The following is an 18,200-nucleotide window of genomic DNA, read 5'->3' as shown; positions in this document are numbered from 1 at the left end:
TCAAGGTCGGCCCGGAACTGACCTTCGTGCTGCGCGAGGCGCTCTACGCGCTCGATCTCATCGCCTCCGATCTCGTCCCCGGCTATGGCGAGCGCCCGCTCAGGGCCGCGATGGAGCAGGTGATGCTCGAAGCGCCCGGCAACTGGAACCGGCACTATTCCGGCGACGCGGCGACCGAGGCGGTGCTGCGCCATTACTCGCTCTCGGACCGGATCCGCTACTACTGGGCATCCGAGGCCGCCGAAGCCGCGGTCGCGAGGCTGATGGAGGCGCTCAAGGGCCAGACCGTGCCCCTGCCCCTCATGTGGCAGCACCTGCCCGCCGCCACGGCCTTCGCCGACAGGCCCCTCGATCCCGAGGCACTGCTGATCTGGCGCGTCGGCGAGAGTCTGCGGGCCTATCACGCCGCCTGCGCGCTCTGAGCCGGATGGACGGAGAGCACATGGCACTGGAACAGTTCCGTCTCGGCGCGCTCGACATTTACGCCGACAACGCCGACAATGGCGATTTCCACGACTTCGACGACGACAGGCTCGCAACGATGAATCCGATGCCGGCCGAGGGCGCCGGCGAAGCCGTGACGAGAGCGGGCCTCTTCAGCCGGCGCGGCCGCGCAACGTCACCATCCGCGATATCGTCGTGCTCCCGACCAACTTCGACATCTGAGGGACGGAAATGACCACGCTCACCGACACGACCGTCCTGCTGACCGGCGCCGCCGGCGGCATCGGCACGGCGATGGCCGAGGCCTTCGCCGCCGCCGGTGCCCGGCTCGCGCTCGTCGATATCGCCGACTGCTCGGAGATCGCGGCGAAACTGCCGGGCGAGCACCGGGCCTGGCGGCTCGATCTCACCGACGCCGATGCGATCGCGGCGACGGTCTCCGAGATCGGCGAGGCGATGGGGATCGACATCCTCGTCAACAACGCGGGCCTCGGCATGGTCGGCAAGGCGGAGGAGCAGTCGATCGAGGAGTGGGACCTGACCCATGCGATCAACCTGCGCGCGCCCTGGCTGATGGCCCGCGCGGCCTTTCCCTGGCTCAGGCGGTCGGGACGCGGGCGGATCGTCAACCTCGCCTCGCAGGCCGGGATCGTCGCGATCGACGAGCACGCGGCCTATGGGTCGAGCAAGGCGGGCGTCATCAATCTGACCCGGGTGCTGGCGCTCGAATGGGCGCGCCACGGGATCACGACGAATGCGATCTCGCCGACGGTTGTCGAGACGCCGATGGCCCTCGTCGGCTGGTCCGGCGAGAAGGGCGAGCGCGCGAAGGCGGAAATCCCGGTCGGCNGATCTCGCCGACGGTTGTCGAGACGCCGATGGCCCTCGTCGGCTGGTCCGGCGAGAAGGGCGAGCGCGCGAAGGCGGAAATCCCGGTCGGCCGCTTCGCCCGCCCCACCGAGATCGCCGCCGCCGCGATGTATCTCTGCTCCGACCTCGCGGCCATCGTGAACGGCGAGAACCTCGTCGTCGATGGCGGCTACACGATCCGGTAGGGTGGGTGCGCGCACCCACCGCCAACCGCCCCAGCCTCAGGATCGCGGCTTCAGGAGCTTGCCCGGATTCATGATCCCGCGCGGGTCGAGCGCGCGCTTGATCGACCACATGAGATCGAGCGCCTCGCCGTTCTCGCGCGCCGCGAGGTCGAGCTTGTGCAGCCCCACGCCATGCTCGCCCGAACAGGTGCCGCCGAGGCGGAGCGCGCGTTCGCCGGTGCGAAGCGCCAGCGCCTCGGCCCGGCTCCGTTCCTCCGCCGAATCCGGATCGAACAGGATCGCGAGGTGGAAATTCCCGTCGCCGACATGCCCCGTCAGCGCCGCGATCAACCCGGTCTCCGTGACATCGGCCTCGGTCTCGAGGATGCAGGCGGCGAGCTCCGAGATCGGCACGCAGGCGTCGGTGCTCATGACGTTGCGGTTCGGCAGGTAATGCAGGCTGGCATAATAGGCGGTGTGGCGCGCCTTCCAGAGCCGCGCGCGGTCCTCCCGGGTCTCGGCCCAACGCATCTCGCCGCCGGAATGCTCGGCGCAGAGCCCCGCCACGATCTCGATCTGCTCCGCCACCGCCCCGGGCGGGCCCTGGAACTCCATGAAGAGCGTCGGCGTCTCGGCCAGTTCCCCGAGGTCGCTGTGGCGGATCGACATGCGCATCTGCATCGCGTTCAGAAGCTCGATCCGCGCGATCGGAAGCCCCATCTGCAGAATGGCGACCGTGAGGCCAAGCGCGTCCTCGACGCGCGGGAACTGGCAGACCGCCGCGCGCTCGGCCTCGGGGCGGCCCTGAAGGCGGAGCTGGAGTTCGGTGATGACGCCGAGCGTACCCTCGCTCCCGACGAAGAGCCGCGTCAGGTCGTAGCCGGTCGCGCTCTTCCGCGCCCGGCTTCCGGTACGCACGATGCGTCCGTCGGCGGTGACGACGGTGAGCCCCATGACGCTCTCGCGCATCGTGCCGTAGCGCACGGCCGCGGTCCCAGAGGCGCGGGTCGCCGCCATGCCGCCGAGCGACGCGTTCGCGCCGGGATCGATCGGAAAGAACAGGCCCGAGGCGCGCAGGTGCGTGTTGAGATCCTCGCGCGTGACACCGGCCTCGACCCGGCAGTCGAGGCTCGCCTCGGAGACGTCGAGAATCCGGTTCAGCCCCGAAAGATCGAGCGAGATCCCGCCATGGATCGCCGCGACATGGCCTTCGAGCGAGGTGCCGGCGCCGAAGGCGATGATCGGAATGCCGGCCTCGTGACAGATCGCGGCGACGGCGGCGACCTCCGCGTTGGCGCGCGGAAACAGCACCGCGTCGGGCAGCGCCCGGTCGGGGATCCCCTCGCCCCGGGCGTGATGCTCGCGGACCGCGGCCGCGGTCGTCACCGCCTCCTCGCGCCCCAGCGCCGCGCGGAAGCGCGGCAGGGCCTCCGCCACGCGGCGTGAGACCTCCTCGCGGTCGAAGATTGGCGCGCCACCGGTCTGCAAGGCAGGTTCCTCCCCGATCGAGATCGTTCCGAGGCGCATCGGCACCGGTTGATCTCGCGAAAGCGGCCGAGGCCCGGCATCGCCGATTCCCAGCCCTCGCCGCTCCTCCAATTCCACAATACGGGGCAAAAGCCCACTCGCGATCGGGGTCGTTACTCATGGCGGGCGAAGGTGGCGCTGTCGGCGAACCGCGGTCCCCCCGCCTGCCGCCCCGGATCGCGACACGGCGCTCAGGGGCCATGCGGCACCGTCTCAGCCGATCAGATCGACCTCGTAGTCGCGGAACTTCGCGTCCGAACTCAGGAGTGTCAGCCCTTCGCAGATCGCCTGTGCGATCAGCATCCGGTCGAACGGGTCGGAATGACGCGGCGGCAGCGCGGCGGCGGTCTCCGCGTGGCGCCAGGTGATCGGCAGCGGACGGCATCCGGCGTCGCGGGCCACGTCGAAGATGCCGTCCGGCAGGTCCAGCTTGCCGATCGCCCGCTTGATCCCGATCTCCCAGACGCTCGCGGCCGAGAGGTAGAGATCCCCCTCCCCGATCGCGCGCGCCTGCGCCTCCGAGAGCCGCGGATCGTCGAGCAGCGCCCAGAGCAGCACATGGGTGTCGAGCAGAAGCTTCACCTGGTCCCGATACTCTCGCGGAACATCTCCGCGACCTCGGCATCGGCGGCGAACATGTCCTCGGGCAGGGTGAACGCCCCTGCCATCGCGCCGATCAGCGCGCGGCGGACCGGACGCTCGGCGGCGACGATCCGCGCCACCGGATGCCCGTAGCGCGTAAGCTCGATCGCCTCGCCCGCTTCCGCGCGGCGGATGAGTTCGGCGAACTGGGCCTTGGCCTCGGCTATGGCGATACGCATCGGGGGTGCCTCCGGATCATGACCTGAATCTAGGTCATGATCTCGCGGAACGCAAGAGCGAAGGCGGGACGGCCCGCCGCTCATGGCAGGGATGGAGCGCGGTCGGACGAGCGCCCTGCCGATCATGCCAAGGCGCGTTCGCGCGGTAGCCAGCCCGCGACGGGAGCCGTCATGTATTCAGCGAATAGTCGGCGTCGACGACATCGAAGGTGCGATGATGCGCGAGCGAGGCCGCGCCGATGGCGCTTTCGTAGACGCCGAGGGCGGACAGCCGCAACTCCGGGACCGGGATGCCCGGGACGATCCCCTCGGCGACCATCGGCCGGAGCGTGTCGAGGCATTGCGCGATCAGGGGGCGCATGACGCCTCCCAGCACGACACTGGCCGGGTTGAACACGTTGACCAGGGAGATGATCCCGAGCCCCAGGTGGCGCGAAAGGCTGTTCAGCGCGGCGAGGGCGGCGGGCTCCTCCGCGATCGCCGCGCGCGCGACTTCCTCGGGCAGTCTGGCGCGCTCGGCATCCGAGATCCGGTCCGTGCCGAGATAGCAGCGTGCGACGGCCGCGAGATTGACCCAGCTTTCCAGGCAACCGACCTGGCCGCAGCTGCAGGGAACGCCGGTTTCGCTCACGCGCACATGGCCGAGTTCGCCCGCGACGCCCGAGGCGCCGCGAAGCAGCCTCCCGTTCAGCACCACGGCGCCGCCGCATCCGGTGCCGAGCTTGAGGAAGATGGCACTGTCGCTCCCCAGCGACGCATCGCAATACATCGCCCCGAAGGCGGCGGCGTTCGCATTGTTCTCGACCGCGCAGGGCAGATCGGTGACGCCGGCGATCAGGCCGAGAAGATTGGTATCCTTCCAGCCCAGAATCGGCAGATGAACGACATATCCGTCCGTCCGGACCAGCCCCGGAACGGTCAGCCCGAGACCCATGATCTTCCCGGAGTAGCGCTTTCTCCGCCCCAGCTTGACGATCTCCCTCGAGATCGTCCTCACGACCTGATCCGGCGGGTCATGACGCGAGATCTCGACCTCGGACGAGTCGACCAGACCCGCGGCGAGGTTCAGCACGGCATGGCGGATGATCCCCACGCCGATCTCCACGCCGAGGAAGAACGCGCCGTCCTCGTTCAACCCGACGCTCGTGCCCGGCCGACCCGGCTCGCGCGCGCCGGCCGGGCCTTTCGACGCGATCTCCGTCAGCAATCCGCGCTGCGCGAGATCGGAGACCAGCCGGGTGATCGTCGCGGGCGTGAGGCCGAGACGGCGGGAAATCTCGGCTCTGCTCAGGGGCCCCTGCCGGCGCAGCAAGGTCAGGAGGTCGCGCTCGTTGATGTGACGGGCAAGCCTCTGGTCTGCCATACCGCTTCGGATGTCCTCTTTCTGCCCGGGGCTCTCCGCCCGAGGCGCGTCGACCCGGACCACATCGCCGCGTCGTGGGGCGTGTTCGTTGCTTTCAGATAGAAATTTTCTCCGCCGCTCGCAATGACGATGGCGAGCGGCCCTCGCTCCGTCGCGCGACAGGCGGCGCTTCCCGCCGCCACGCGCAAGGCGCCGGCGTTCGGCCCGGTTCCATCAGCCGTCGCCCTTTTCAAGCGCCAGCGTCGCCGCGCCGATCAGGCCCGCGTTGTCTCCGAGCCGGGCCCTGACGATCGGTACCTCCCGGAAGGGCGGCATGGCGTCCCGCCGGACGACCGCGCGAATGCCGTCTTCCAGGAGATCGAACGCGTTGGAGACGCCGCCGCCCATGATCAGCAGTTCGGGGCTGAACAGGTGCATGAGGCCGGTGAAGCCCTGCCCGAGCAGGGCCGCCTCCTCCGCGATCAGCGCGAGGCAGGCCGGGTCCCCCGCCTGGGCGCCCTCGACGACATCCCGGGTCTCGACCCGGCGCGCGGCGGCGACCGCGCCGAGATGGCCGCCCGGGGCCGTGGCGGCCGCGCGCGCGCGTTTCGCGAACGCCGTGCCGGCGGCGAGGGCTTCGAAACAGGCCGTCGCCCCGCATGCGCAGACCGGCCCGTCGGGCGCCATGCGAAAATGACCCATATGAGTCGCCATGCCGCGGTGGCCATGCAGCAGGACGCCGTCTACGACGGCGCCGCCGCCGATGCCGGTACTGACCGTGACATAGAGGACGTGGCGCTTGCCCTGCCCCGCGCCGTAGCGCCATTCGCCGAAGGTCGCGGCGGTCCCGTCATTTTCCACGACGACCGGCAGCGACAGTGCCTCGGCCATCCGTTCGCGCACCGGGAAGTCCTCCCAGCCCGGCAGCGTCGGGATATGCAGCGTCGTGCCGGTCTCGGTGTCGAGCGGACCGGGGGTGCAGATGCCGGCCCCCACGATCGCCGCCCGCTCCGTGCCCGCGCGGAGCTCGGCGGCCATGCGCCGGAACTGGCCGAGGATGGCGTCCGGCCCGCCTTCGGTGTCGGTCGGCTCGGCCAGGCGGCGGACGATCTCGCCGCCCCGGACCAGCGCGGTCCGCGCCTGCGTGCCGCCGAGATCCATCCCGAGCGTGAGGACCTCAGACATCGGCGGGCAGCGCGTGGAGCCACGCCATGCGCGCGGGAAAGTCGGGGGCCTCGAAGGCCAGCGAGCCGAGCACCACGGTCTCGGCCCCGGCGCCGCGGAGCGACGGGACCGTGTGCTCGCGGTTGCCGCCGTCGGCGGCGAGCAGGATGCGCCGCGGGAGACCCGCGCGTGCGATCATCGCCCCCGCCTCGCCGATGCGCGCCGGCGCCTGATCGTCGAGGCCCTGCCCCTTCACCCCGATCCGGGTGCCGAGCAGGGTCAGGATTCCGATCCGGTCGAGATGGCCTTCGACGGCGGCGACCGGCGTCGCGAGCTGGAGCACGATCCCCGCCACCAGCCCCAGTTCGGCGATGAGCGCGAGCCCTTCGTCCAGCCGGCGGTTCTCGGCGTGGATGCTGATCGCATCGGCGCCCGAGTCGGCGAACTGGCGGATCTGGCCGGTGAGGATGTCGTCGCTCACCATCAGATGGACGTGGAGCGGCTTCGCGGTGCGGCTCCGGATCAGGCGTACCAGATCGGGAAAGAGCAGCAGGTCGGGCGAGAAATGGCCATCCGCGACATCGAGATGATAGAGGTCCGTCAGCCCGTCGACGCGGGCGATTTCCTCGCTCATCCGGCCGAGATCGGCCGACCAGAGCGACATTTCCGCGAGCAGGCGGTCGGTGGGCAGGCGGTCGAGCCAGTCGTTGGCGGGTCTCATCGGGCGATGTCCTCGAGAAAGGCGGTCAGTGCGGCGCGGAACTCTTGGCGGTAGCGATCCCGGTCGTCGGATTTCGACGTGATCTCGACCAGCCGCGCACCGGGGATCGCCGCGGCGGTCTCGCGCGCGAGATCGAGCGGGTGCACGGCGTCGCGCGGGTTGCCGATCACGAGCGTCGGCACACGGATCGCGGCGATCTGGTCCCTGTCGACGCCGGGACCGTCAGCGGCGACGCGGCGGAGCAGTTCGGCGATGACCCCGGTCGGCCTCCGCTCGAAGAAGCCCCGCAGCGAGGCGAGGTTGTCGGGCGCCTCGGCGGCCAGTTCCGCCGCCAGCGGCGAGGCGTCGAAGATGGCACGGGCCTCGGCCGGGGGATGGTCGCCGAGAAGCGCGCCCACGACATGGTTCGGCATCACGTTCGCCGGGCCGGGCCGGTCGAGCCAGGCCGGCCGCGCCAGGATGAGCGCTGAGACGAGTTCGGGCCGGGTCGCGGCGATCCTGAGGGCGATGGCCGCGCCCATCGAGATGCCTGCGAGCGGCAGCGGGGCGAAGCCCTCGGCCTCGATCAGCGCCGCCACGTCGTCGGCGAAGGTCGCGATCCGGAAATCCCCGGCCGGGCCGGCCTCCGACTGGCCATGCCCCCGGCATTCGAGGATCACGGCCTGCCAGCCGGCCGCCTCGGGGAAGACATCCGCCGGCTGCCCGGCGTCGCCCCCGAGCCCGTGCTGGAAGATGAGCGGCCGCCCCGCCCCGGTCCGCGCCACCGAGAGTTTCAGGCCGTCGCGGAGGAAGACTTCGCGTTCCATCAGCGCACCACCCCGATCCGCGTGGCCTCGATCCGGGCCGCCTCGATCTGGCCCGCGAGGAAGCGGGCGACCCCGGGCGCCTCCTCCGCGCCGAGCCCATGGGTGACGAGCGCCCCGTCGAAACCCGCGCGGCGCAGGGCGGCGAGGTAGCGCGGCCAGTCGATGACCCCCTGCCCGGCGGTGGCGAAATCGCCGTTGGCGTGGCGGTCTTTCGCATGGGCGAGCGCGATGTCGGGACCAAGCATCTCGGCCGCCTCGTCGATGATCGCATGCGCCTCGGCCGCGTCCTCCTGTTCGAAGAGGTTCGCCGCGTCGAACACGATGCGGATCGGACCGCCGGGGAACAGGTCGATGAGCTTTCGCGCCCGGGCCGGGGAACTGACGACATTCGCAAGCTCGGGCTCGACGCCGATCAGCACGCGATGGCGTTCGGCGATCCGCACGATCTCCCGGAACTCGGCGACCATCTCGTCCCATACCTCCGGGTTGTCATTGTCCGGGTGGTGGCGCCACTGGTCCTCCGGATCGCAGCTGCCGCTGCAGACCGTCACGAGGTCGCTGCCCGCCCGCCGGGCGATCCCGGCGATGGCGGCGAAGCTCGCGCGGCCGGCGGCGCGGCGCGCCCGGTCGGGATGGGTCATGTTGTAGGTCGCCGAGATCGCGGCGACGCGCACGCCGGTTTCCCCGGACGCCGCCGCGATGTCATCGGCCACCGCCGGCGGGATTTCCACCGGCAGGGACGGCAGTCCCGAACAGGCCATGTTGTACTGCGTGGCCGCGTAGCCGGCGTCCCGGACCGCCTGGAGCACCGGGCGCGGCGCGTTGCCCGCGAAGGTCTTGGCGAAGATCCCGAGCCGCATCAGAGCGGCCCCGCGACATCGGCGAGCCGGACGGGCGCGCCGGTCCGCGCCGATTGCGCGATCGCGACCATGGCACGCACCGAGGCGACCCCGTCCTCGATGGTCGCGCCGCTCAGGGGCGCGCCGCCGAGCACGGAGTCGGCGAAGGCCTCGAGCTGGCGCCGGTAGAAATGGCCATCGGCGCCGAGCACACGGCTCGTGGTCGCGGTCGCCTGGTGGAAGATCTCGACCTCGCTGGAGCGGAAGAGCCAGGGATTGTAGGTCCTGCCGAGCACGCTGCCGTTCTCGCCGTAGATCTGGAACCCCTCGTGCCAGTCCATCCGCACCGGAATGGTGAGGTCGAGATGCCCGAACGCGCCGCTCTCGAAGGCGACATCGACGAACCAGCAATGCGCGCCGAAGCTCTCGCGGAGCCGCGCATCGACCTCGACGATCGGCCCGGCGAGAAAGCGTGCCGTATCGACCAGATGGCTGCCGTGCGCGAGCATGTAGTAGCGGCGCAGGTCGGCCTTCGGATCGGTCGCGGGGCGCTTGGCGCCCGAGCTTCTCACCATCGCGGGCTGCACCGCGTCGGTGACCTGGTAGCGGTAGGTGCTGTCGCAGTACCAGGCCTTCAGCGCGAGCATCCCGCCCATCTCGCCGTCGACGAAGGCCTTGGCGCTCATGACGCCCTCGTCGAAGCGCTTCATGTGCCCGACCTGCAGGAGCCTGTCCGAGCCGCGCACGGCCTCCGCCAGTTCCTCGACCTCCTCGACCGAGATGCCGATGGGCTTCTCGCAGAGCACGTGCTTGCCGGCGGCGAGCGCCTGCCGCGCCGCCGGCACGTGGAACGCGTCCGAGGTGGCGATGATGACCGCGTCGACGGCGGGATCGGCGAGCATGTCGTCATAGGCCGTATAGACCCTTTCGGCGCCATGGGCCGTGGCCATCCGCCGGGCCAGATCCTCGGCGACATCGCAGATGGCGTAAAGCTCGGCGTTGCGCGCCTTGGTCGCGCTCTCGAAATGCGCGGCCTGCGCGATCGGGCCCGCGCCCAGGACGCCCACCCGCAGGCGGTCGGTTTCGGAAGTCGTCATCAGCCCATGGCTCCTCAGGCGAAGGTTTCAGTTCGGGACGCCGCCGTCCACGTCGAAGGTCCGACCAACGGTGTCGAACGCGCCAACTCATCGCGCCCGTCCATGCCGTCGTCCTCACCCGTGCGAAGCGGCATCGGTCCGCCGCTCGTCTCTATTAATATCTTTACACAAGAAATAAATTCTCTTCAAGCCTGATCTGATCGGGGCCGGCGCGCCTGAACCCGGTTCCGCCGCGCGCGCGCCCCCGGGCAAGGCTCCGAGAAAAATCCGCGCCCGATTCAATGCGATGGCCATTTGAAGTGCCGGGGAGGCGGCGATTCACGGGGCTGCCGGAAGGTAGGAAGGACTCGGTCCCTCCTCCCGCCCCCGGCTTCAGGGCGGCGTCGCAGCCGTCCCGGCCCGCGCGAATCGGGCAAGGACGGGAGGCGCGCGCCCGCCGCCCGCAGGTCGCGGGACAACCTGAGGTGGGCGGCGCCCGCCTCGGTGGCTCTACGCCGCCTCGGTCTTGAACTGGCGCCGGCGGGCATGCAGGATCGGCTCGGTGTAGCCCGAGGGCTGGGCGGCGCCCTCGAAGACGAGGTCGCAGGCCGCCTGGAAGGCCACGCCGTCGAAGGAAGGCGCCATCGGCCTGTACCCGCCGTCGCCAGAATTCTGGCGATCCACGACCTCGGCCATGCGCCGCATGATCGCCATCACCTCGTCTTTCCCGACCACCCCGTGGCGGAGCCAGTTCGCGATATGCTGCGCCGAGATGCGGCAGGTGGCGCGGTCCTCCATCAGGCCGATGTCGTTGATGTCGGGCACCTTGGAGCAGCCGACCCCCTGGTCGATCCAGCGGACGACATAGCCGAGGATGCCCTGCGCGTTGTTCTCGACCTCGCGGCGGATCTGCTCGGGCGTCCAGGCGCGGAAGCTCGCCAGCGGTATCTCCAGGAGCGCGTCCACATAGGCGCGCCGTCCCCCCTTGGCGAGCGCCGCCTGGACCGCGAAGACATCGACCTTGTGATAATGCATCGCATGCAGCGTCGCCGCCGTCGGGCTCGGCACCCAGGCGCAGTTGGCGCCCGCCTTCGGATGCTCGATCTTCGCTTCGAGCATCGCCGCCATCCGGTCGGGCATCGCCCACATGCCCTTGCCGATCTGCGCCCGGCCCGAGAAGCCGCATTCGAGCCCGATATCGACGTTCTGGTTCTCGTAGGCGGTGATCCAGCCCTTGCGCTTGATGAAATCCTTGCGGCTCACGGGCCCGATCTCCATCGAGGTGTGGATCTCGTCGCCGGTCCGGTCGAGGAAGCCGGTGTTGATGAACACGATCCGGTGCTTCGCCGCCCGGATGCATTCCTTCAGATTGACGCTGGTGCGGCGTTCCTCGTCCATGACGCCGAGTTTCACGGTATGGCGCGGCAGCCCCAGGATCTCCTCGACGCGGGTGAAAGTCTCGTCCGCGAAGGCGACTTCCTCCGGCCCGTGCATCTTCGGCTTCACCACATAGACCGATCCGGTGACCGAGTTGCGCGGCCCCTCGGTCTTCCTCAGGTCGTGCATCGCGATCAGGGTCGTGACGAGCGCGTCCATCAACCCTTCGAAGACCTCGGCGCCCTCCTTGTCGAGCACGGCCGGATTGGTCATCAGATGCCCGACATTGCGGACCAGCATGAGCGCGCGGCCCTTCACCGCGATCTCCCGCCCATCGGGGGCCGTGAACTCCAGATCCGGGTTGAGGGTCCGGGTCATCGACCGGCCGTCCTTCTCGAACGTATCCGCGAGATCGCCCTTCATCAGCCCGAGCCAGTCGCGATAGGCGACGACCTTGTCCTCGGCATCGACGCAGGCGACCGAATCCTCGCAATCCATGATCGCCGAGACCGCGCTTTCGAGCCGCACGTCGGCGAGGCCGGCCTGATCGCGGCTGCCGATCACATGGGCGCGGTCGAAGACCAGTTCGACATTGAGCCCGTTGTTGCGGAGCAGGACCGCGGAGGGCGCGCGCGGATCGCCGCGGTGGCCGACGAACTTTTCCGGTTGCAGGAGCGGCAGGTCATCGACCAGCAGCGCGCCGCCCTGCACGTGATAGCGCCGCGCATCGGCGTGGCTGGTGCCGGCGAGCGGGAAGGCCTCGTCGAGAAACACCCGCGCCCGCGCCACGACGCGCGCACCCCGGCCGCGATCGTAGCCGCCCTTCGGCGGCGGGCCGCCCATGGTGTCGGTTCCGTAGAAACAGTCGTAGAGGCTGCCCCAGCGCGCATTGGCCGCGTTGAGCGCGAATCGGGCGTTTGTGATCGGCACCACCAGCTGCGGTCCGGGGACGCTCGCGATCTCGGGGTCCACGCCCTCGGTCTCGATGGTGAAATCGCCGCCCTCGGGCAGCAGATAGCCGATCTCCTCGAGGAAGCTCTTGTAGGCCTTGCGGTCATGGGCCTTGCCCTGATGCTCGACATGCCAGGCGTCGATCTTCGCCTGCAGCTCCGCGCGCCGCTCGAGCAGCGCCGCGTTGCGCGGGCCGAGCTCGCCGATCAGCGCCGCGAATCCGGCCCAGAACGTTTCCGGCGCGACTCCGGTGCCCGGAAGCGCCTCCTCCTCCACGAAGGCCGCCAGCTCCGGCGCGACCTGAAGGCCCGCGCGGTCGACACGGGCGGTGGACGATGTATCTGGAGCCGGGGCTTGTGAAACCGCGGGCTGCGGGGCCAGGTCGGTCATGGTTTCTCCTCTTCGCGCGCGGGAAGATGCCGCGGGCCTCGCGCGCGATACTGGTCGCATCCGATCGCCATGCCAAGGGCGCCGTTACCGGGGTGGTACCGGAGGCCGCGCCGGGGCGGTCGGCGGACCCGCGAGGGATCAGATCGCCTCGGCCGGGACGCGCAGCGCCTCGTCGAGAACGCGCGCGACATGGATCGCCTCGCGACCGGCGCCATCGTGGATCTGGTGGCGGCAACTGGTGCCGTCGGCGACGATGAGATCGGCGTCGCCGGCGGCGCGCACGGCGGGGAGCAGCGACAGTTCCGCCATCCTGCGCGACACGTCGATGTTCTCAGCGGCATAGCCGAAGGCGCCGGACATGCCGCAGCAGGAGCTCTCGATCACCTTCAGCTCGAGTCCGGGAACGGAGCGCAGCACGGCTTCCACCGGCCCCATCGCGGCGAAGGCCTTCTGGTGGCAGTGCCCGTGCAGATGCGCGACCCGGCCGCCCTGATCGGCGAGCGGCAGCGTCACCCCGCCCTCCTTCAGATCGGCGGCCAGAACTTCCTCGAAAAGCAGCGCCTTGCCGGCGATGAACCCGGTCTCCTCGGCGGGGAGCAGCACCGTCATCTCGTCGCGGAAGCTCATGACGCAGGAGGGCTCCAGCCCGACGACGCGGGCGCCGCGCTCCACGAAGGGCCGCAGCGCGTCGAGCGAACGTTTCGCCTCCGCACGCGCCGCCTCGGTCTGGCCCGAGGCGAGATAGGTCCGTCCGCAGCACATCGGCCGGCCGCCGTCCGCCGGCTGGACCCGGTGCAGCCGGTAGCCGGCGGCGAGGAGCACACGCTCGGCGGCTTCGAGATTCTCCCGTTCGAAATAGCGGTTGAACGTGTCGCCGAAGAGCACGAGATCACGCCCGTCGCCGACCACATCCTCGGGACGAGCGACGGTCCGGGTCTCCTTCCACGGCTTGCGCCATTTCGGCAGCGTGCGCTCGGCGGAGAAACCGAGCAGCCGCTCGGAGAGCTTCGCGATCGCGCCGATCCGGTCGCGCAGGTTCAGGAGCGGCGCGAGCCGGCTCGCCCAGGGCGCGTATCTCGGCAGATGCGCGATCAGCCGCTCGCGGAGCGGCAGGCCGTGCCGGCCGAAATAGTGGTGCAGGAACTCGATCTTCATCCGCGCCATGTCGACTCCGGTCGGACAGTCGCGCTTGCAGCCCTTGCAGGAGACGCAGAGATCCATCGTCGCCTTCATCTCCGGCGAGGTGAAGGCATCCGGCCCGAGCTGGCCCGAGATCGCGAGCCTGAGCGTGTTGGCGCGGCCGCGCGTCAGATGCTGCTCGTCGCGCGTGGCGCGGTAGGACGGGCACATCGTGCCGCCGGCGAGCTTGCGGCAGGTGCCGTTGTTGTTGCACATCTCGACCGCGCCGCCGAACCCGCCCCATTCCGACCAGTCGAGCGCGGTCTTCGCGGGCTCACTGGCGGCATAGCCCGGCCTGAACCGCATCAGGCCGCGGTCATCCATCCGGAGCGGCCGGACGATCTTGTTCGGGTTGAGGCGGTTCTCCGGGTCGAAGGCGTCCTTCACCTCCTCGAAGGCGCGCGTCAGCGTGGCGCCGAACAGCGGCTCGATATATTCCGAGCGCGAGATGCCGTCGCCATGCTCGCCCGAGAACGAGCCCTTGTAGCGCTTCACCAGTTCCGCCGTCTCCTCGGCGATGGCGCGCATCTTCCGCGCGCCGTCCTCCTCCTTCATGTTGAGGATCGGCCGGACATGCAGGCAGCCGACCGAGGCATGGGCGTACCAGGTACCCCGCGTGCCATGTTTCGCGAAGACCTCCGTCACCGCGTCGGTGTAATCGGCCAGATGTTCGAGCGGCACGGCGCAATCCTCGATGAAGGACACCGGCTTGCCGTCGCCCTTCATCGACATCATGATGTTGAGACAGGCCTCGCGCACCTCCCAGACCGGCTTCTGCCGCGCGGGCTCGACCACCTCGACCACGGCGTCGGGAAAGCCGTGATCGGCCATGCACTGGTCGAGCCGCTTCAGGTCGGCTCTCAGCGCCTCGGGATCGTCGCCGGCGAATTCGACAAGCAGCAGGCAGTTCGGCTTTCCCCTGGTGATGTCGCCCAGCGTCCTGACGAAGAGCGGGATATCGGCGCCGAGCACCAGGACGTTGTTGTCGACAAGCTCGACCGCGACCGGATCGAGCGCGACGAGATACTGCGTCGTCGCCATCGCGTCGCGGAAGGTCGGGAAGTGGCAGACGCCCATCACCCGATGTTTCGGCAGCGTCGAGAGCCTGAGCGTCACGCCGGTGGTCAGCGCCAGCGTGCCCTCGGAGCCGACGAGCAGATGCGAATAGTTCGGCGCCTCGGGCAGCAGCTCGTCGAGATTGTAGCCGCCGACCCGGCGCTGGACCTTGGGGAAGATCGTCTCGATGTCGCTCCGGCGCAGGCGGGCGAGATCGGTCAGCCGCTCCATGATCGCGCGCGTGCGCGGCGAGAGACTGTTGCCGAGCGGCCGGTCGCTCAGCGAGAAGGCCTCGCCGTCGTGCAGCATGCCGTCGATGGCGAGGACGTTCTCGACGGTCTTGCCGTAGCGCAGCGACCGCGCGCCCGAGGAATTGTTGCCGCACATGCCGCCCAGCGTGCAGCGCGACGCGGTCGAGGGCTCGACCGGGAAGAACAGCCCGTCCTTGCGTACTCTATCGTTGAGCGTGTTCAGGACGGTCCCCGGACGCACCCGGACGGTGCGCGCGGCGGGATCGTAGTCGGTGATACCGTTGAAATGGCGGGACATGTCGAGGATCAGCCCGTCGCCGATCGGCTGGCCGTTCTGCGAGGTGCCGCCGCCCCGGGCGATCACCGGGGTCCCATGCTCGGCGGCGATCGTCAGCGCCGCGGCGATATCCGCCTCGTTCTTCGGGAAGGCGACGCCGCGCGGCATGATCTGGTAGATCGAGGCGTCGGTGGCGTAGCGCCCGCGGGTGAAGGCGTCGAAACGGACCTCGCCTTCCAGCTCCCGGCGCAGGGCCGCCTCCAGCGACTGGTTCCGGGCCACGGCGCGCGCGGCGGGCGGGAGGGTGTTCGCGGCCTGGGTGTTCGGGGCGTGCGTGCTGGGGGCGTGCGTATTGGGGGCGGGGGTGCTCATCGGTCGGGCGCCTTCTTGCTCTTGCCGGACAGGCGCGAGACGCGCGCCCCGGCCGTGGCTCTGGGTTGTCGGACAGCGGAGCCGGACCGGGACCTGGCCGGGGAGCACTGGCATGCGTGCGCGCCCCGGTTTCGCCCTCGAACTCCCCCCTCTCGCGCCGATCGACTCTCCGGCCGCTGGCGCCACACCAGACTAGCGCGATTGCATTATGAATGCAATCTTGAAACGCACTCGCTGTGAGGCAAATCAGAATGCATTCAATCCTGTCCGGTGAGCTCGCGCAGAACGGCCATTTTCGTGCTCCTGAGATGGTCGAACAGGATCTCGGCGAGGTCGCGGCCGGCCCGGCGGCGCAGGGCATCGAGGATCTGCTCGTGTTCCCGCACCGCCTCGCTCCAGCGTTCGCCCCCCGGATCGAGGTTCGCGGCGAAGCGGACGCGGCGCAGGCGCGCCTGCAGCGAAAGCGCCGAGGCCGACAGGGCCCCGTTCGCCGCCGCCGCGAAGATCGCCGCGTGAATCGCCTGGTTGCGCGTGAAATAGCCGTGCCGGTCGCCGCGGAGATAGAAGGTGTACATCTCCTGATGCAGCGCCTCGATCTCGCGGAACTCCCTGTCGGACATCCGCTCGCAGGCCAGCCTTCCGGCGAGCGCTTCGAGCCCCGCCATGAGGTCGAAGAGCTCCCCGATCTCCTCGGGCGCCAGCGATCGGACGCGGGCGCCGCGATTGGGCAGCAGTTCGACGAGGCCTTCGGCGGCGAGAACCTTCAGCGCCTCGCGGAGCGGGGTCCGCGAGATCCCGAACCGCTCGCAAAGTTCCCGTTCGGGAATCCGCGCGCCATCGGCGAGCACACCTTCGACGACGTAATCGCGCAGCAGCGACAGCACCTCGCCGTGCAGGGTCGCCCGCGTGTGCTCGGGCCGCGTATGCTCCGGATGCGTGTGCGCCGTTCGCGCGGGATCGGATTCGAGATCGTCCATTTCGAGATCGTCCATGTCCATCATCCCCGCCCATCATGCCGTCCATACAGCGTCGACCGCGACCGGGGAATGATAGCAGACCCGGTGCATCGTGCAACGCGGGCTGGCACTGATTGCATTCATTTGTCGCGGAGACTGTCCGCGCCGCAGGCCGGGGCCAGGAGATTTTCGCCAGCCGACCTTCGCCGGGAGACGCACGCCGCGGGCCCTTCGCCGCCGGTCACGACCGCCGCGGCTGACCGCGCAGCGCGGCGAGCTTGTTCTCCAGATGCCCGCGCAGGATGCGCGACAGGCCCGCGCCGTCCCGCGCCGCGAGGCAGTTCATGATCTCCTCATGCTCGGCGACCGCCTGCGCCCAGCGGTCCGGGGTCATGTTCGCCAGATAGCGCGCGCGCCGCACCCGGGCGGCGAGCGAGCGGTAATGCGTCGTCAGGACCTGGTTCCGCGCGGCGCCGAGGATCGCCTCGTGAATCTCCTCGTTGACCGCGAAATACCGCTGGAGCGCCCCGGCGCGATACTGGACGAGCAACTCGTCGTGCAGCGCCCGGATCTCGCCGATCTCGGCATCGGTGATGTTGCGGCACGCGAGTTCCCCGGCGAGCGCCTCGAGCGCGCCCATCACCGGAAAGACCTCGTCGAGATCCTGCTGGGTGATGCGACTGACCCGCGCGCCCCGGTTGGGCTCCAGAACCACGAGCCCCTCGCTCGCGAGCACCTTCAGGGCCTCGCGCAGCGGCGTCCGCGAGACGGAATAGGTCGCGCAGAGCTCCTGCTCCGGCACTTTCGCGCCGGGAGCCAGTTCGCCATGGATGATCAGTTCGCGAAGAGTCTGGGTGAGCTCCTCGTGAAGGCTTCTTCTCCGCGGACCCCTGGTCGGGTCAGAGAGGTCGTTCATCGGCTGAGGTCCAGTTTCCAGGCGCGGTCGCAATGTGGCGCGGACCTTATCTTATGTTCGGCCGCCGGGAATGCAACGCGCCGGCGCGGCCCGACGCGGTTCATCCCGGATCGGCCTCGAAGCCGGCGGCGGTGATGGCCGCGACCGCGCAGGCCTCGTCATTGTCGGAGCTGTCGCCGGTGATGCCGACCGCGCCGATGATGGCGCCGCCCTCGCGGATCAGCACGCCGCCCGGAACCGGGACCAGCGATCCGCCGGCGAGCGCGTTCATCGACTGGATGAAATACGGCTGCTCGCGCGCGCGGTCGAAGAGCGCGCGCGAGCCGAGGCCCATCGCGACGGCCCCCCTGGCCTTGCCTTGCGCGATCTCGGGCCTGAGGCTGCTCGTCCCGTCCTGCCGGGCCAGCGCCACCAGATGGCCACCCGCGTCGAGAACCGCGATCGTGAGGGGCTTGAGACCCATGTCGGCGGCGCGGGAGAGACAGTCCTGGAGGAGCGACTGGGCGATTGCGAGGCTCATCGGCATGGCGGCTGGTTCCCTTCGATGGTGTGAACCCGGGACGGGCCCGGGTCCTTGATCCCGATGACCCGGGCGAAGCGCTTCGCGCGGGATCACGGGCGGTCTCCGGACGATGCGACGCCGGGTCCGGACCCGCAAGAGGGCCCGCGAAGCGTCGCGGCGTCCATTTGTCACGCGATGG

The 18,200-nt window shown here is 69.8% G+C and carries 18 protein-coding genes; 4 read left to right on the top strand and 14 right to left on the bottom strand.

Going from position 1 to position 18,200, the window contains the following annotated elements; translation table 11 throughout:
• From ACLJK8_RS18970 to ACLJK8_RS18955, 4 genes are all read left to right on the top strand, one after another.
• Positions 1-422 (top strand): class II D-tagatose-bisphosphate aldolase non-catalytic subunit (locus ACLJK8_RS18970; protein ID WP_413151915.1); only part of this gene is annotated, 422 nt, incomplete at its 5' end.
• 20 nt (positions 423-442) lie between these two features.
• Entirely contained in the window at positions 443-679 is a 237-nt protein-coding gene (locus tag ACLJK8_RS18965) for a hypothetical protein (RefSeq protein WP_413151914.1), read from the top strand.
• Complete coding sequence (locus ACLJK8_RS18960; RefSeq protein ID WP_413151913.1) at positions 676-1,455, top strand: SDR family NAD(P)-dependent oxidoreductase; 780 nt, start codon at positions 676-678, stop codon at positions 1,453-1,455. Before ACLJK8_RS18965 ends, ACLJK8_RS18960 begins: the two co-directional genes overlap by 4 nt.
• The gene (locus tag ACLJK8_RS18955; protein ID WP_413151916.1) at positions 1,422-1,499 is read left to right on the top strand and encodes a hypothetical protein; all 78 of its coding nucleotides are present in this window, start codon (positions 1,422-1,424) and stop codon (positions 1,497-1,499) included. Before ACLJK8_RS18960 ends, ACLJK8_RS18955 begins: the two co-directional genes overlap by 34 nt.
• A 36-nt stretch (positions 1,500-1,535) precedes the next feature.
• Here ACLJK8_RS18955 and ACLJK8_RS18950 read toward each other — a convergent pair whose 3' ends face one another.
• From ACLJK8_RS18950 to ACLJK8_RS18885, 14 genes are all read right to left on the bottom strand, one after another.
• Positions 1,536-3,011: an FAD-binding oxidoreductase gene (locus tag ACLJK8_RS18950; protein ID WP_413151912.1), complete on the bottom strand. Its 1,476-nt coding sequence runs from the start codon at positions 3,009-3,011 to the stop codon at positions 1,536-1,538.
• 207 nt (positions 3,012-3,218) lie between these two features.
• The gene (locus tag ACLJK8_RS18945; RefSeq protein WP_413151911.1) at positions 3,219-3,587 is read right to left on the bottom strand and encodes a type II toxin-antitoxin system VapC family toxin; all 369 of its coding nucleotides are present in this window, start codon (positions 3,585-3,587) and stop codon (positions 3,219-3,221) included.
• On the bottom strand, positions 3,584-3,826 hold the full coding sequence (locus tag ACLJK8_RS18940) for a type II toxin-antitoxin system Phd/YefM family antitoxin (RefSeq protein ID WP_413151910.1): 243 nt from the start codon (positions 3,824-3,826) through the stop codon (positions 3,584-3,586). Before ACLJK8_RS18940 ends, ACLJK8_RS18945 begins: the two co-directional genes overlap by 4 nt.
• Before the next feature lie 169 nt (positions 3,827-3,995).
• A complete protein-coding gene (locus ACLJK8_RS18935) occupies positions 3,996-5,189 on the bottom strand; it encodes an ROK family transcriptional regulator (protein WP_413151909.1) in 1,194 nt (397 codons plus the stop codon).
• Between the two features lie 213 nt (positions 5,190-5,402).
• Complete coding sequence (locus tag ACLJK8_RS18930) at positions 5,403-6,353, bottom strand: ROK family protein (RefSeq protein WP_413151908.1); 951 nt, start codon at positions 6,351-6,353, stop codon at positions 5,403-5,405.
• Positions 6,346-7,053 carry a ribulose-phosphate 3-epimerase gene (locus ACLJK8_RS18925; RefSeq protein WP_413151907.1) on the bottom strand — a complete coding sequence of 236 codons (708 nt, stop codon included), beginning with the start codon at positions 7,051-7,053 and terminating at the stop codon, positions 6,346-6,348. Before ACLJK8_RS18925 ends, ACLJK8_RS18930 begins: the two co-directional genes overlap by 8 nt.
• The gene (locus ACLJK8_RS18920) at positions 7,050-7,859 is read right to left on the bottom strand and encodes an alpha/beta fold hydrolase (protein ID WP_413151905.1); all 810 of its coding nucleotides are present in this window, start codon (positions 7,857-7,859) and stop codon (positions 7,050-7,052) included. Before ACLJK8_RS18920 ends, ACLJK8_RS18925 begins: the two co-directional genes overlap by 4 nt.
• Positions 7,859-8,719: a sugar phosphate isomerase/epimerase family protein gene (locus ACLJK8_RS18915; protein WP_413151904.1), complete on the bottom strand. Its 861-nt coding sequence runs from the start codon at positions 8,717-8,719 to the stop codon at positions 7,859-7,861. Before ACLJK8_RS18915 ends, ACLJK8_RS18920 begins: the two co-directional genes overlap by 1 nt.
• The gene (locus tag ACLJK8_RS18910) at positions 8,719-9,795 is read right to left on the bottom strand and encodes a Gfo/Idh/MocA family protein (protein ID WP_413151903.1); all 1,077 of its coding nucleotides are present in this window, start codon (positions 9,793-9,795) and stop codon (positions 8,719-8,721) included. The genes ACLJK8_RS18915 and ACLJK8_RS18910 overlap by 1 nt, the downstream gene beginning before the upstream one ends.
• Positions 9,796-10,284: 489 nt before the next feature.
• Positions 10,285-12,492, bottom strand: a complete 2,208-nt coding sequence (locus ACLJK8_RS18905; RefSeq protein WP_413151902.1) for a malate synthase G — start codon at positions 12,490-12,492, stop codon at positions 10,285-10,287.
• Positions 12,493-12,630: 138 nt separating this feature from the next.
• The gene (locus ACLJK8_RS18900) at positions 12,631-15,627 is read right to left on the bottom strand and encodes an FAD-binding and (Fe-S)-binding domain-containing protein (RefSeq protein WP_413151901.1); all 2,997 of its coding nucleotides are present in this window, start codon (positions 15,625-15,627) and stop codon (positions 12,631-12,633) included.
• A 257-nt stretch (positions 15,628-15,884) separates the two neighbouring features.
• Complete coding sequence (locus ACLJK8_RS18895; RefSeq protein ID WP_413151900.1) at positions 15,885-16,619, bottom strand: GntR family transcriptional regulator; 735 nt, start codon at positions 16,617-16,619, stop codon at positions 15,885-15,887.
• A 205-nt stretch (positions 16,620-16,824) separates the two neighbouring features.
• A complete protein-coding gene (locus ACLJK8_RS18890) occupies positions 16,825-17,499 on the bottom strand; it encodes a GntR family transcriptional regulator (RefSeq protein ID WP_413151899.1) in 675 nt (224 codons plus the stop codon).
• Between the two features lie 100 nt (positions 17,500-17,599).
• A complete protein-coding gene (locus tag ACLJK8_RS18885) occupies positions 17,600-18,025 on the bottom strand; it encodes a GlcG/HbpS family heme-binding protein (RefSeq protein WP_413151898.1) in 426 nt (141 codons plus the stop codon).
• Between the last annotated feature and the right edge of the window lie 175 nt (positions 18,026-18,200).

Source organism: Amaricoccus sp. W119 (assembly GCF_047275745.1).
In the GTDB taxonomy this organism is placed as follows: Bacteria; Pseudomonadota; Alphaproteobacteria; order Rhodobacterales; family Rhodobacteraceae; genus Amaricoccus.
Note: the sequence above shows the minus strand (reverse complement) of the source record. Positions and strands in the feature narration are given on the sequence as shown.

Bases quoted from the DNA above. Each gene is read 5' to 3' on its own strand.
- ACLJK8_RS18965 (WP_413151914.1), top strand. From the start codon at position 443: ATGGCACTGGAACAGTTCCGTCTCGGCGCGCTCGACATTTACGCCGAC.
- ACLJK8_RS18955 (WP_413151916.1), top strand. From the start codon at position 1,422: ATGTATCTCTGCTCCGACCTCGCGGCCATCGTGAACGGCGAGAACCTC.
- ACLJK8_RS18940 (WP_413151910.1), bottom strand. From the start codon at position 3,826: ATGCGTATCGCCATAGCCGAGGCCAAGGCCCAGTTCGCCGAACTCATC.
- ACLJK8_RS18935 (WP_413151909.1), bottom strand. From the start codon at position 5,189: ATGGCAGACCAGAGGCTTGCCCGTCACATCAACGAGCGCGACCTCCTG.
- ACLJK8_RS18930 (WP_413151908.1), bottom strand. From the start codon at position 6,353: ATGTCTGAGGTCCTCACGCTCGGGATGGATCTCGGCGGCACGCAGGCG.
- ACLJK8_RS18925 (WP_413151907.1), bottom strand. From the start codon at position 7,053: ATGAGACCCGCCAACGACTGGCTCGACCGCCTGCCCACCGACCGCCTG.
- ACLJK8_RS18920 (WP_413151905.1), bottom strand. From the start codon at position 7,859: ATGGAACGCGAAGTCTTCCTCCGCGACGGCCTGAAACTCTCGGTGGCG.
- ACLJK8_RS18915 (WP_413151904.1), bottom strand. From the start codon at position 8,719: ATGCGGCTCGGGATCTTCGCCAAGACCTTCGCGGGCAACGCGCCGCGC.
- ACLJK8_RS18910 (WP_413151903.1), bottom strand. From the start codon at position 9,795: ATGACGACTTCCGAAACCGACCGCCTGCGGGTGGGCGTCCTGGGCGCG.
- ACLJK8_RS18905 (WP_413151902.1), bottom strand. From the start codon at position 12,492: ATGACCGACCTGGCCCCGCAGCCCGCGGTTTCACAAGCCCCGGCTCCA.
- ACLJK8_RS18900 (WP_413151901.1), bottom strand. From the start codon at position 15,627: ATGAGCACCCCCGCCCCCAATACGCACGCCCCCAGCACGCACGCCCCG.
- ACLJK8_RS18895 (WP_413151900.1), bottom strand. From the start codon at position 16,619: ATGGACGATCTCGAAATGGACGATCTCGAATCCGATCCCGCGCGAACG.
- ACLJK8_RS18890 (WP_413151899.1), bottom strand. From the start codon at position 17,499: ATGAACGACCTCTCTGACCCGACCAGGGGTCCGCGGAGAAGAAGCCTT.
- ACLJK8_RS18885 (WP_413151898.1), bottom strand. From the start codon at position 18,025: ATGCCGATGAGCCTCGCAATCGCCCAGTCGCTCCTCCAGGACTGTCTC.